At 44.8% G+C, this 12184-nt stretch carries 13 protein-coding genes and 2 pseudogenes; 9 read left to right on the top strand and 6 right to left on the bottom strand.

What is annotated here, in order from left to right; translation table 11 throughout:
- Window positions 1-28: 28 nt before the first annotated feature.
- The 3 genes and pseudogenes from GC098_RS13360 to GC098_RS13350 form a co-directional block, all read right to left on the bottom strand.
- A pseudogene (locus tag GC098_RS13360) lies at window positions 29-1229 on the bottom strand (MFS transporter).
- A gap of 121 nt (window positions 1230-1350) precedes the next feature.
- Window positions 1351-1656 (bottom strand): MFS transporter, encoded by a 306-nt coding sequence (locus GC098_RS13355; protein ID WP_171643638.1) that lies wholly within the window; start codon window positions 1654-1656, stop codon window positions 1351-1353.
- 75 nt (window positions 1657-1731) lie between these two features.
- A complete protein-coding gene (locus GC098_RS13350) occupies window positions 1732-2181 on the bottom strand; it encodes a VOC family protein (RefSeq protein ID WP_171643637.1) in 450 nt (149 codons plus the stop codon).
- A gap of 159 nt (window positions 2182-2340) precedes the next feature.
- On the opposite strand from GC098_RS13350, the gene GC098_RS13345 reads away from it, so the two are divergent.
- Window positions 2341-2775 carry an Lrp/AsnC family transcriptional regulator gene (locus tag GC098_RS13345; protein ID WP_171643636.1) on the top strand — a complete coding sequence of 145 codons (435 nt, stop codon included), beginning with the start codon at window positions 2341-2343 and terminating at the stop codon, window positions 2773-2775.
- Window positions 2776-2850: 75 nt separating this feature from the next.
- On the opposite strand, the gene GC098_RS13340 is transcribed toward GC098_RS13345, so the two are convergent.
- Both GC098_RS13340 and GC098_RS13335 read right to left on the bottom strand, forming a co-directional pair.
- Window positions 2851-3879, bottom strand: coding sequence for an NADH:flavin oxidoreductase/NADH oxidase (locus tag GC098_RS13340; protein ID WP_171643635.1), 1029 nt, complete (start codon window positions 3877-3879; stop codon window positions 2851-2853).
- 47 nt (window positions 3880-3926) lie between these two features.
- The gene (locus GC098_RS13335; protein WP_171643634.1) at window positions 3927-4646 is read right to left on the bottom strand and encodes a 3-ketoacyl-ACP reductase; all 720 of its coding nucleotides are present in this window, start codon (window positions 4644-4646) and stop codon (window positions 3927-3929) included.
- Window positions 4647-4808: 162 nt separating this feature from the next.
- Here GC098_RS13335 and GC098_RS13330 point away from each other — a divergent pair, with 162 nt between their 5' ends.
- The 5 genes from GC098_RS13330 (at window position 4809) to GC098_RS13310 (ending at window position 8991) form a co-directional block, all read left to right on the top strand.
- Window positions 4809-5129 (top strand): winged helix-turn-helix transcriptional regulator, encoded by a 321-nt coding sequence (locus tag GC098_RS13330; RefSeq protein WP_171643633.1) that lies wholly within the window; start codon window positions 4809-4811, stop codon window positions 5127-5129.
- 284 nt (window positions 5130-5413) lie between these two features.
- Window positions 5414-6049 carry a 3-hexulose-6-phosphate synthase gene (gene hxlA / locus GC098_RS13325; RefSeq protein ID WP_171643632.1) on the top strand — a complete coding sequence of 212 codons (636 nt, stop codon included), beginning with the start codon at window positions 5414-5416 and terminating at the stop codon, window positions 6047-6049.
- Window positions 6050-6054: 5 nt separating this feature from the next.
- Complete coding sequence (gene hxlB / locus GC098_RS13320) at window positions 6055-6612, top strand: 6-phospho-3-hexuloisomerase (protein WP_171643631.1); 558 nt, start codon at window positions 6055-6057, stop codon at window positions 6610-6612.
- A 209-nt stretch (window positions 6613-6821) separates the two neighbouring features.
- Window positions 6822-7529 carry a DUF421 domain-containing protein gene (locus tag GC098_RS13315; protein WP_171643630.1) on the top strand — a complete coding sequence of 236 codons (708 nt, stop codon included), beginning with the start codon at window positions 6822-6824 and terminating at the stop codon, window positions 7527-7529.
- A gap of 91 nt (window positions 7530-7620) precedes the next feature.
- Window positions 7621-8991 (top strand): sodium-dependent transporter, encoded by a 1371-nt coding sequence (locus tag GC098_RS13310; protein WP_171643629.1) that lies wholly within the window; start codon window positions 7621-7623, stop codon window positions 8989-8991.
- Window positions 8992-9116: 125 nt separating this feature from the next.
- Here GC098_RS13310 and GC098_RS13305 read toward each other — a convergent pair.
- Window positions 9117-9290 (bottom strand): annotated as a pseudogene (locus GC098_RS13305) (small acid-soluble spore protein H); the annotation flags it as partial.
- Window positions 9291-9513: 223 nt separating this feature from the next.
- On the opposite strand from GC098_RS13305, the gene rlmN reads away from it, so the two are divergent.
- The 3 genes from rlmN to GC098_RS13290 all read left to right on the top strand — a co-directional run bounded on the left by rlmN (window position 9514) and on the right by GC098_RS13290 (window position 12112).
- Window positions 9514-10611, top strand: coding sequence for a dual-specificity RNA methyltransferase RlmN (gene rlmN / locus GC098_RS13300; RefSeq protein WP_171643627.1), 1098 nt, complete (start codon window positions 9514-9516; stop codon window positions 10609-10611).
- 74 nt (window positions 10612-10685) lie between these two features.
- Complete coding sequence (locus GC098_RS13295; protein WP_246358586.1) at window positions 10686-11288, top strand: DNA-3-methyladenine glycosylase; 603 nt, start codon at window positions 10686-10688, stop codon at window positions 11286-11288.
- Between the two features lie 137 nt (window positions 11289-11425).
- Complete coding sequence (locus GC098_RS13290; RefSeq protein ID WP_216625262.1) at window positions 11426-12112, top strand: dioxygenase family protein; 687 nt, start codon at window positions 11426-11428, stop codon at window positions 12110-12112.
- The last annotated feature ends 72 nt before the right edge of the window (window positions 12113-12184 follow it).

The raw sequence follows: 12184 nt of genomic DNA, 5'->3' as shown, positions 1-12184 counted from the left end.
TCAGCCTCTTTTTTGTATCATTATAGGATTACGCGTTAGCGGGCTTACGTTCTGCGAGATAGCAAGCAAATCCTAAGATAAGCGCCAGTCCTACGAGTACGGCACCGACCCAAGGGAGGGCAGTTATGGCCAGATGTGCAATGACCCATCCCCCAATGAAAGCACCAGCTGCATTTCCTAGATTACCGGCAGAATGACTGGAGGTAGAGGCAAGTGCTGGCGCCGCCTGTGCTAGGCTCATAATTCGTACTTGCAGTCCAGGGAACACGGCGAAGGAAGCAGCTCCCCCACAGAAAAATAGTCAATACGGCAGCGATCGGACTATAAATGGTAAAGGTGAAAAGGGTAAGAAGGACACATATCGAAAGGTAAAGTCCCAGTATGGAGGGCATCAGCTTCCAGTCCGCAAGCTTCCCGCCGACGATATTGCCGATGGTTACTCCACAGCCGAAGAGGACTAGAATCCAAGTTACGCTATGTTCAGCAAAACCGGTGACTTGCACAAGCAATGGCGTAATATAAGTAAATACGGCGAACAGCCCGGCATTGCCTAGTGCTCCGATCAGCAGGTATAGAAGAAGCTTGGGCTTGACGAGAGCACTAATTTGCTTAACGATACTCGCTGGTTTGTCATGCCGAATTTGCGGTATAAAGATAAGAATGCCGATTAATGCAATGATTCCCATGATCGCTATCGCGCCAAATGAGGATCGCCACCCCATATGTTGACCGATGAATGTCCCCAGAGGAACACCGATAATATTGGCAATGGTTAGACCGGCCATCATCATAGATACGGCCCCGGCACGCTTGTCCGGACGTACAAGATTGGAGGCGATAACAGCTCCAACGCCAAAGAATGTCCCGTGTGTGAGTGCAGTTATCATACGGGCTCCCATCAGAATGGCATAGCTTGGAGCGAAAACAGAGATTCCGTTACCGAGAATGAATAAAACCATAAGCAGACATAACAGTTTCTTTTGCGGAATTCGGTGGGTGAGAACCGTCATGATTGGCGCACCGATAGCTACCCCGAGGGCATACATCGTAATGAGTTGTCCTGCGGATGAGATGCTGACATGCAAATCATTGGCGACATTAGGCAGAAGACCCATGATGACAAATTCAGTCATTCCAATGGCAAAGGCACCAACGGTAAGAGAAAGTATAGAGATGGGGAACGGTTCTTTGATTGATTGTTCCTTGGTAATGCGGTGTGATAACTCCATGATGTCAATGTCAACCTTTCTGTCGTGTAAACTAAATCTCCAATCGTAATCAAGTCATGCCGATCAATAAGACCTTTTTCATATTATTTAGTTTTCTAAGCTTATAATCAAGACATTTCTTTTAAAAAATATGTAGAGAGGTGCGTTTTTTTGTCGGGCGATTGGACATTTTATTAGAAATAATGAATAAAATGGCTGCCGTCAAGCACAGCACAAACAATATAAAATAAAGGGAAGGTGCGCCCATATGGTCAATGAAGATACCTCCAAAGGCACCGCCAATAATCCCGCCTAATCCTGTGGTGATCGCCGCGAAAACCGTTTGGAAGGTAGCCTGCGTCTCGTCTTTGGAATAACTCTTCACCATTTCAACGGATGCGCTTGCGAAAAAGGCATAGGCAATTCCGTCTAAAAGCCGTGAAGCCAACACCAGATAAACCTGTCACCTTGGCAATTACTGAAATATTCAGAGGAGATCAGGCCAAATTTACCTTCGAGAGCTTTAGCTGGACATATCAAAATCGACATCTTCAATAAATTCGATAACTTCTCCGTTTGGACTGTGCACCAAGGCATTTCTCACCACAAGGGGTGGTTCGCCAAGTGACAGTTCATCTGGTTCGATAAAGGTCTTTGCTCCATGAGCAAGGGCTTTTTGGTACACTTCCTCTACATTATCCACGTAAAAGGCGAAATGTAATAACGCTCCGTGTGCAATATCTTCCTCCAACAGGGCTTTTTTTCCTTGAGCGGGGATGGCCGCTTCGTTATCAAAGATTTCAATACAGGTTCTTTGGTCAGGTGAAATCAGCATGGCCGCTTCTTTGATTTGGAAAGAAGGCAGACTCCAATGATGACCTACTTTAAACCCTAAGACTTGTGTATAGAATGTAAGGGTAGCTTGATAATCTTTGGCTTGTATCGCCACATGCGCAAGGCCTTTCACGCTCATCTAAATCACTCCTAATATGTAATTTATTCATATTATAGTCATATAAAATATCAAATTACATACAAAATTCGAGTTATATATTGTAAAATTATTACTATACCTAAGTTAATTCATACACAATACCTTATTATATAAGGTTGAATCAGGAGGACGCTTGATATGGATCATCAAATCGATGACATTGATAAAAAGATCATGCAATTACTTCAACATCATGCACGAATGCCTATTTCTCAAATCAGTAAAGAAATCTCCATGTCCCAACCCTCTGTTAAAGATAGGATACTAAAGCTGGAGGATAAGAAGATTATTTCCGAATATAGTACCGTATTTAATTTGCGGGATCTGAATCGAGGTACGACCTCTTTTATTCTAATAAAGACAGAACATTGCCAAGAGTTGGTTGATTTTTGTGAAGGGGCAAGGGAAGTAACTGATTTATTTCGCATAAGCGGAGAATTTAATTATCTCATTAAGGTACAAACGGCCTCGGTAGAGGAGCTTGCCGAATTTCAAGACTCACTTGTACGAATTGGTCCTTCGAAGTCTCATATTTGTTTGAAAAATATACTTGAGAACAGAGTGTTACTCTAAGTCAGTTCGAAGAATACCAGAAGAAAACAGAAAGGAGCCACCCTTAGATAACTAGGGGAGGCTCCTCTCTCCATATTAGTAAGCTCGAACATATTGTTCTGGAATATTATTCGGTTCATTACGAAGCGTAATGGCTGCATGCGTAGCCCAGTACGGATCACGCAGCATTCCCCGGGCAATCGCTACGAAGTCTGCATCTTCACTGCCGATAACGGATTCAGCAAGCGCTGGATCTTCGAGCATACCTACAGCAATGACGGGTACATTCAGCGCCTCGCGGATTTTACGTGCGAACGGAACCTGATAGCCCGGGTAATTGCCTGGTTTTCTCTCTCCAGCGGGTCCTTCTCCGCCTGAACTCACATGAAAAGCATCTACACCTGCAGCTTGGTAGGCTTTGGATAGCTCGATGGCATGATCAATATCATATCCACCATCGGCATACTCCACTGCGGAAATGCGGAAGATGAGCGGCATGTCAGCAGGCATTTCTTTTTTGACGGCTTGAATAACTTCTACGCCGAAACGGGCAAGGTCCTGACCGTATATATCATCTCTTTTATTGGTTAGAGGCGATTGGAACTGATGGATCAAATAACCGTGCGCTCCATGAAGCTCGATCGTATCCACACCAACTTGTACAGCGCGGCGGGCTGCATCGCCGAATTTCTGAACCACGTCTTGAACCTCTTCGGTTGTAAGGGCACGAGGCATTTTGTAAGCTGAGCCTGGAAACTTTATCGCAGATGGGGCAACTGGGACTGCCGCGTCTTCTGCTTTGCGTCCTGCATGAGCGATCTGAATCCCGATTTTAGCGTTATGCGCGTGTACACCATCGATAATTTTGGCAAATGCCGGTATATGATCATCTGACCAAATGCCTAGGTCGAAATCGGTAATGCGGCCATCGGGGTCAACATCCGTCATTTCCATGATAATGAGGCCTGTACCGCCAATAGCGCGGCTAAGATAGTGAACATAGTGCCATTCATTTGGCTTTCCGTCTTTGGCCGTAACCGAATATTGACACATTGGCGCCATGACAATGCGATTATTTATGTGTAATCCTTTCAGATCAAACGAAGCAAATAATTTCTGAGACATATTAGTAACCTCCAAAGATATATTTATACGCCTGTCTAAATAGGCGGTTATTGTGGGTTCGTTGTCCAAATTCCAGCTGTTTTCAAGAAAACGCGTGGTGGCAATTTCAGTGCAGCCAGGATAAGCTCCGCTACATCTTCCGCTTGCATCATGCGATCCTCATCGCCTATGGGAAGACCAGCGTTCACTGCTAGGTCTGTGTTCACAGTAGATGGTGTGAGCGCGGTCACACGGATGTTCGATTTGCGAACTTCCTGCATAAGTGCTTCCGTTAAGCCGAGCACAGCGTGCTTCGAAGCGCAATAAGCAGAACCGGTCGCAAAGCCACGTTCTCCTGCGGTTGACGCGATGTTAATGATAGTTCCGCCATTTTGCTTCAACATCGTTGGGAGCGCGACGCGAGTTACATAATACGTGCCCATCAGATTCGTTCGGATGACCTGTTCCCATTGTTCCGGATCCATATCGGCTAACGTGCCAAATTGTGCCACTCCGGCATTATTGAGTAGAATATCGAGGGAACCCAGTTCTCCGATCAACGTTTCCACTGCACGCTCTGCTACTGCTCTCTTAGATACATCCGCTGTAGCGATGCTCACTTTAATACGATATGCGCTTGTCAATTCTTGTTGAAGGGACTCAAGGTCGGCACGGTTACGTGCAAGCAATCCGAGATTAACGCCCTCTTTAGCCAAGGCAATAGCGGTAGCTTTGCCGATTCCTTTTCCGGCACCCGTAATTATCGCAGTTTGATTCTCTAAGGCCATTGTCATCTCTCCTTCAAGCTCTATTTATGAAGACAACCCTAACAAGGGTTCCTATTTGCAACTGACAGTCACGCCATTTATTATTAATGGTATTGCAACTAAAAGCAAGTACCTACTTTTAAGTACTATAGTATCAAAAAGTATACTAAAGGAGTCGTTATCATGGGTGATCAACTATTTAAGAACTCGGTAGAAATGACCTTGAAAGTTATTGGCGGCAAATGGAAGCTGGTCATTCTTTGTCATCTAATGGACGGCGTCAAACGCTTTGGCGAGTTAAAAAGAGGGATGCCTGACATTACGCAAAAAATGTTAACCCAACAACTACGCGAATTAGAGGATGACGGCATTATCCATCGGGAAGTTTTCGTTCAAGTGCCTCCGAAAGTCGAATATTCTTTAACGCAATATGGCCGAACCATGGAGGAAGTGCTCAATGTAATGGCTGATTGGGGGCAGAACCACCAAGAGCGGATTAACTGAAGCTCAAACACTACAAAAAAATCCAAGTTATAGAGACCTTTAACTTCATGTTAGGGTTCTTTTTTTTCGTAGATAAGAAAGTATAAGTTTTATACTTTTGCTTCGCATCTACCTTGACAAACGCGCTCGTCCCTGAAGGACGACGGAGTCGTTTATCCTTGGTCCATGGTTTCAAAATGGGTACTACGTCACTGAATAGTGCGTACTTCCTTTTCGAAAAGTATCGTCGTACAATAGGTCCCGTGAACAACAAAAACAAAAATTACATGAGGAGTGACTCATCCATGGAACTTCAATTAGCGTTAGATCTTGTCGACATCCCACAAGCCAAGAAATTGGTGAAAGAAGTGGAAGCATATATAGACATCGTTGAAATTGGCACACCGGTTGTCATTAATGAAGGGCTCCGCGCCGTCAAAGAAATCAAAGAAGCTTTTCCCAATCTGAGAGTTCTGGCTGACCTTAAAATTATGGACGCCGCTGGTTACGAAGTCATGAAAGCATCCGAAGCAGGAGCTGACATCGTTACCGTATTAGGTGCCTCAGAAGACATGACGATTAAAGGTGCTGTAGAAGAAGCTAGAAAACAAGGTAAACAAATTCTAGTTGACATGATCTCTGTGAAAAATCTTGAGCAGCGTGCTCAAGAAATCGATGCTCTCGGCGTAGATTATATCTGTGTGCATACAGGATATGATCTTCAAGCTGTCGGGAAAAATTCATTTGAAGATCTTCTGACGATCAAACGTGTTGTGAAGCAGGCCAAAACAGCGATTGCCGGAGGCATTAAATTAAGTACACTTCCGGAAGTTATCAAAGCGAACCCTGATCTTGTTATTGTCGGCGGAGGTATTACCGGACAAGAAGACCAGCAAGCTGCAGCCGCTGAAATGCAGAAATTGATCAAACAAGGATCTTAACTCGTATGGAAACTAATCTGTATTTAGCTGAAATCCTACATGAACTGCAGCAGGGTGCCAACCAGTTGAACGATGAGCAAGCTGATCGTTTCGTAGAGCGGATTATGGCGTCCAACAAGGTTTTTGTAGCTGGTGCCGGTCGATCAGGCTTGATGGCCAAAGCTTTCGCTATGAGGCTGATGCATATGGGCATTGATGCTTATGTTGTGGGTGAGTCGATCACGCCGAATGTCACCGAAAAAGACATGCTGATCATCGGATCAGGTTCTGGGGAAACTAAGAGCCTCCTATCGATGGCAGAGAAGGCCAAAAGCTTGCAAGCATCTGTCGCGTTGGTGACAATATTCCCTGAATCAAAGATCGGAAAGCTGGCGGACATAGCCGTTAACCTTCCTGGCTCGCCTAAAGATAAGTCGACTAGCAATTACTCCACCATTCAACCAATGGGCTCGCTATTTGAGCAAACTCTTTTGCTGTTCTTTGACGCTGTTATCCTGCGGTTAATGGAGAAAAAAGGTTTCGACTCCACGACCATGTTTGGCAGGCACGCCAATTTGGAATAAACGTAAGTCTTATGTAAAGCAAAATGTATAGCCAATCAAGCTTCTGTCAGCCATGGGTAATGCTTCCCATTGCACAGAGGCTTTTTTTGTACATATAAAAGGGAAAAATTCTCATTATACGGAGGTTGTCGATAAATCTCGAGCCTCACCTGTGCTTGGTTTTTTCTTTTCCGTTTAGGAGATAATGACAGGAAAGGAGGTACTTAAGTATGCATGCCTACGTGGAAATTCTGATTCGAGCCGTTCTAGCTATTTTACTGCTTCTGTTTATAGCCAAAGTACTTGGTAAACAGACGATATCCAATATGACGTTTCATGATTTTGTGACTGGTATTACTTTAGGGGCTATCGCAGCTAACTTGGCATTCAATGACAAATTAAATCTTACGCATATGATTTTAGCGCTCATTGTCATTGCCATTACGTCCTATTTGTTATCCGTCATTGCATTGAAGAACCGCAAAATGAGGAACTGGATATCAGGTTCTCCAACGGTACTTATGGAAGGCGGGAAAATTCTTGAAGATAACATGAGAAAAGTAAGATATACCCTGGATTCATTAGACCAAGCTTTAAGGGAGAATGGTATTTTTAATATAGAAGAAGTGGACTATGCCGTGCTTGAGGATAATGGCGAGGTATCGGTATTAAAAAAAGACGAGTACCAATATGTAACGAAAAAGGATATGAAGCTTCATTCAAATCCCCAAGTTTTTCCAGTTGAATTAATTATGGATGGACAAATGATGGAGAAAAACCTGGAGAATAACGGACTGACTAAGGAATGGTTAGAACAGGAAGTAAAACGCAAGGGAAAACAGATATCAGACGTGTTCTATGCGGCAAGAGGTACAAAAAAACAGCTTGTCTTTGATTTTTATGAAGATGGTATCCATCAAACGATTGATAAGGAATAAACGAATTCTGTGAAATTTTACAAGGTGACGGGAGAAGGATTTTCCAGTAACATTATTGCATCCAAATAACGTTAGGAGTTCATCATTCATCATGAGTAACGATCAGACATCAGGACAAGCATCAGGCAAGAAAACGGGAACGGTTGAACGGTTTACGTCTACAGGTTTTATTTTGGCTGCGATCGGCAGCTCGGTAGGGCTAGGCAACATGTGGAAGTTTCCCTACATTACAGGTAAACATGGCGGTGCCGCTTTTTTCCTGTTGTTCATCATTTGTTTAATTATTGTAGGCTTACCTATTTTGCTTGCAGAAATGACGATTGGCCGCGGTGGTAGAGGTAACGCATCGGTATCTTTCTTTAATCTGACGGGCAAAAAATACTGGGGAGCATTCGGGTTATTATCGATTCTTACCGCTTTCATGATCATGTCCTACTACGCGGTAGTCGCGGGATGGACACTCCATTATACGGTAGAGTCGTTTACTGGCATCTTGTTCCAAGAGGGCTCCGACTATAAAAACAAGTTCCTATCGTTCGCATCCGGCTACTGGCCTATCTTCTGGCAGGCTGTTGTTATGGTGTTTACGGGCGGGGTTCTTGCCAAAGGGGTTTCAGGTGGTATTGAGAAATTCAACAAAATTCTGATTCCTGGTTTTCTCATCATCCTACTTATTCTTATGGTCCGTTCGCTTACGCTCCCAGGAGCAGCAGCGGGGGTATCCTTCTTCTTAAAACCTGACTTTTCCAAGCTGGACGCGGAGTCTGCGCTAGTTGCTTTGGGACATGCTTTCTTTTCCTTATCGTTAGGGATGGGCTGTATGTTAACCTATGGATCTTATGTGGAAAAAAGACAATCACTCGGCATGGCGACGCTCGCCATTGGTTTCGGTGATTTGGTCTATGCTTTCATCGCGGGTCTAGTCATTTTCCCTACGGTGTTCTCCTACGGGCTTCAGCCTGGTGAAGGCGTAGGTTTGGCGTTCATGGCGTTGCCTGCAGCGTTCTCGCAAATGCCATTTGGTTTCTTCTTTGGTGGTCTATTCTTCTTGCTGCTAGCCATTGCGGCGTTGACTTCAGCGATTTCTATCCTAGAAGTTCCAGTCGCTTATGCCATGCACAAATGGCAGTGGAGCCGAAAAAAATCAGCGGTTATCTTATCCATCCTTTGCTTCTTAGTAGGTGTTCCTTCAGGGCTTTCTGTTGGAGGTGTGCTAGGGGATTTCCATCCTGGAGGTAAAAGCATTTTTGATTGGATGGACTTCATGACCTCCTATATTCTGATGCCATTCGGTGGGTTAGTCGTTACCTTGTTTACTGGATACGCGTGGAAAAAGGCTGGAGAAGAAGCGGGTTTGAAGGGTTTTTGGTATAAAGCCTGGATGTTCTTGCTGCGCGTGGTCGTTCCCATACTCATCGTTTGTGTATTCTTGCATTCGGTAGGTATAATTAAATTTTCATAGACCTGTGCACAATATCATTAGTAAAGAGGATACCGCGATGGTATCCTCTTTTTTTTATTTCTTTTCAATCATTCGGGCAATGGGCATATCATGTTAATATCTTCCATCGCAAGCATTTGAGAACTCTCGACTAGACTGCTTAAAGGGACGCTTTGCTCATTTTCCGGTTGATCTAAAGGATAAATTCTGGCGGTTTCATTCTTTTCATCGACATTTTGGATGTAGATTGGCGTCCCATTATAAGTGACATCAACCATGACAGGTGAAACCGCAATCTCTTGCGCGCGTTGATTGTTCATTTTTTGGCCTCCTTGACGTACTAGTTACATTATTTGTGGATGTGAATGGATGTATTCATAGAGTGGCTGTCGAAATGGACATAAGAGTAGATAAAGGAACGGGTATGCCTTCTCACTCCCCTTGTGTTCATGAAGGATTTTTGGCACAATAATAAATAGATGGTACGCTTCAGCTGCTTAGTAGAATAGGACTGTATGTGAAAGTCTTGAAAAGAGGATAACGATGAATAAAGAATCCATCTATGGATTAACGTTGGATCAATTGATTGCATGGCTTGAGGAAAATGGACATAAAAAATCGCGGGCATTACAAGTCTGGGATTGGCTATATCGGAAGCGGGTGACCGACTTCTCAGAGATGACGGATGTGAAGCAGGATTGTATTCAGAGTCTGGAAGAGCATTTCGTCATTCAGACGTTGACTGAACATACGAGGCAAGAATCAGCCGACGGCACGATGAAGTTCCTTTTCAAGCTGCAGGATGGTAATTTGATCGAAACCGTGTTGATGAGACATAAATTCGGGTTGTCCGTGTGTGTCACGACGCAGGTCGGCTGTAACATTGGGTGCAGCTTCTGTGCGAGCGGGCTTTTGGCCAAAAGTCGTGATCTATCCAGCGCCGAAGTCGTGGAACAAATTATGAAGGTTCAGTTTCATTTAGACAAAGCGGGCAAAGACGAACGTGTCAGCCACATTGTTGTGATGGGCATTGGCGAGCCATTTGATAATTTTGAAAATATGGTTGATTTCATCCGCGTTGTGAAAGATCAAAAAGGCCTAGACATTGCCGCTAGACATATTACGGTATCAACTAGTGGTCTTGCTAATAAAATTATCGAATTCGCGGACTCGGATTTGAAGGTAAATCTGGCGATTTCTCTGCATGCCCCGACAAACGAGCTTCGTACCCGGATCATGAAAATAAACAAAGCGATTCCGATCGAGAAATTAATGCAGGCGATTGAGTATTATTTGGAGAAAACGAACCGAAGAATTACATTGGAGTACATTCTGCTGAAGGATGTTAACGACGGTAGAGAGCATGCGCTGCAATTAGCAGAGCTCATTCAGCATATTCGCCACCTTGCCAATGTGAACTTGATTCCTTACAATCCTGTGGATGAGCACAGTCAATATCAACGGAGTGAGCGGGAATCCGTGCGGGCATTCTATGATACGTTGAAAAAGCAGGGCATTAGCTGCAGTGTTCGCCTTGAGCATGGAACGGATATTGATGCCGCTTGTGGACAATTAAGAAGTAAACAGATCAAACAATCCACAGGGGATAACTTGGGTCAGGATAGTTTGGTTGTAGGATAAATAAATTGGAACCCATTAGCTGCGGCTGATTGGGTTTCTTTTGCTGTAAGACGAAGAACTGATTTCATGAAAGAATGGAGATGAATGTTCTGTCTTCCCGACCCGTAGCTGCTGCATTTTTTGAGCAACCCACACTGATCTTGGCTCGCTCACTGCTTGGCAAATTGCTTGTGAAAGAAACTGAATTAGGCATAGCCGCAGGCTGGATTGTAGAAACAGAAGCCTACATAGGTCCCGGGGACCGTGCCGCTCATAGCTTTGGCAATCGCAGGACACCGAGAACGGAAATCATGTTTGGCCCTCCGGGCTATGTCTATACCTACGTGATGCATACCCATTGTTTAGTGAACATAGTAAGCGGGAAGCCTGATCATCCAGAGGCTGTCTTAATTCGTGCTGTGGAGCCCTGCATAGGAATTGAACTCATGTATGATCGCCGCGGCCACGATAAAAAGCTAAAGGAGCTCACTAACGGTCCCGGCAAATTAACAAAAGCCCTTGGCATTGTAAAAGAGGATTATGGAAGACCTTTCTTTGAGCGTCCACTTTACATTGCGGAAGGAAAAACAGTAGAATCCGCTGCTGCTGGACCGAGAATTGGCATCGACAATAGTGGGGAGGCCAGAGAGTACCCGTGGCGGTTCTGGGTCGAAGGGAATCCTTTTGTTTCAAAATAGTTTAGGAACTGCATTTTTTTGATTATTCTGCGCCTATTTTCAGCAGACTTTAAGCCTATCTTCGGCTAAATTTCAGGGAATTTCCCCCAGTTCCATGCTATTCTATTCGTACAAGAGGCTGAAATGGGGGGACGACAATGGAAGAGAAGCAAAATGAGCCGAAATCTTCGAGTGCGAAAATAACGCGTCGTCGGTTTTTGGTATCCAGTGTTCTAATGGTCACCAGTGCGGCGTTAGCAGCCTGCGGAATCAATTTGGGCGGCGGTGCAACGACTCAGCCTGAAGGTAATCAAGCGACAGCTAGCGAATCACCGAAAGCTGCGAATCTGGAGCCAACACCTGCGTGCGGATCCCCAGAGGAGATGACGCCAGCTGTCACCGAAGGTCCGTATTTTACACCTAACTCGCCTGAGAAAAGTTCGCTGCTAGAGCAAGGGATGAAGGGGACGAAGCTTACGCTTGTAGGCTACGTTGTATCCACGACCTGTACACCGGTTGCGCATGCGTTATTGGACTTCTGGCAGGCAGATGCCGACGGTCAATATGACAACAAAGGCTTCACCCTTCGGGGGCATCAATATACAGACGATAAAGGCAAGTTTACGTTGGAAACGATTGTGCCGGGCTTGTACCCAGGGCGAACGCGCCATATTCATGTGAAGGTGCAGGCGCCGAATGGTCAGGTGCTGACGAGTCAGCTTTTCTTCCCGAATGAAGCGGGCAATGCGAAGGATGGCATCTACAACAAGGCACTGCTGATGGATATTAAAAGCAATGCGGATGGCAGCCAGTCGGGCGCCTATCAATTCGTTGTAAAGGTATAAATAAAGAGAAGCCCATGAGACATTCATGAGGCTCCTTTTCATCTTCTTACTCAGCAGTGTAATCCGTCTCTT

Origin of the sequence: Paenibacillus phytorum, assembly GCF_013141715.1 — a bacterium.
GTDB classification, from domain to species: Bacteria; Bacillota; Bacilli; order Paenibacillales; family NBRC-103111; genus Paenibacillus_E; species Paenibacillus_E phytorum.
Note: the sequence above shows the minus strand (reverse complement) of the source record. Positions and strands in the feature narration are given on the sequence as shown.

Excerpts from the sequence above, each read along its gene's own strand:
- GC098_RS13350 (WP_171643637.1), bottom strand. The coding sequence starts at position 2,181 with ATGAGCGTGAAAGGCCTTGCGCATGTGGCGATACAAGCCAAAGATTAT.
- GC098_RS13345 (WP_171643636.1), top strand. The coding sequence starts at position 2,341 with ATGGATCATCAAATCGATGACATTGATAAAAAGATCATGCAATTACTT.
- GC098_RS13340 (WP_171643635.1), bottom strand. The coding sequence starts at position 3,879 with ATGTCTCAGAAATTATTTGCTTCGTTTGATCTGAAAGGATTACACATA.
- GC098_RS13335 (WP_171643634.1), bottom strand. The coding sequence starts at position 4,646 with ATGGCCTTAGAGAATCAAACTGCGATAATTACGGGTGCCGGAAAAGGA.
- GC098_RS13330 (WP_171643633.1), top strand. The coding sequence starts at position 4,809 with ATGGGTGATCAACTATTTAAGAACTCGGTAGAAATGACCTTGAAAGTT.
- hxlA (WP_171643632.1), top strand. The coding sequence starts at position 5,414 with ATGGAACTTCAATTAGCGTTAGATCTTGTCGACATCCCACAAGCCAAG.
- hxlB (WP_171643631.1), top strand. The coding sequence starts at position 6,055 with ATGGAAACTAATCTGTATTTAGCTGAAATCCTACATGAACTGCAGCAG.
- GC098_RS13315 (WP_171643630.1), top strand. The coding sequence starts at position 6,822 with ATGCATGCCTACGTGGAAATTCTGATTCGAGCCGTTCTAGCTATTTTA.
- GC098_RS13310 (WP_171643629.1), top strand. The coding sequence starts at position 7,621 with ATGAGTAACGATCAGACATCAGGACAAGCATCAGGCAAGAAAACGGGA.
- rlmN (WP_171643627.1), top strand. The coding sequence starts at position 9,514 with ATGAATAAAGAATCCATCTATGGATTAACGTTGGATCAATTGATTGCA.
- GC098_RS13295 (WP_246358586.1), top strand. The coding sequence starts at position 10,686 with ATGGAGATGAATGTTCTGTCTTCCCGACCCGTAGCTGCTGCATTTTTT.
- GC098_RS13290 (WP_216625262.1), top strand. The coding sequence starts at position 11,426 with ATGGAAGAGAAGCAAAATGAGCCGAAATCTTCGAGTGCGAAAATAACG.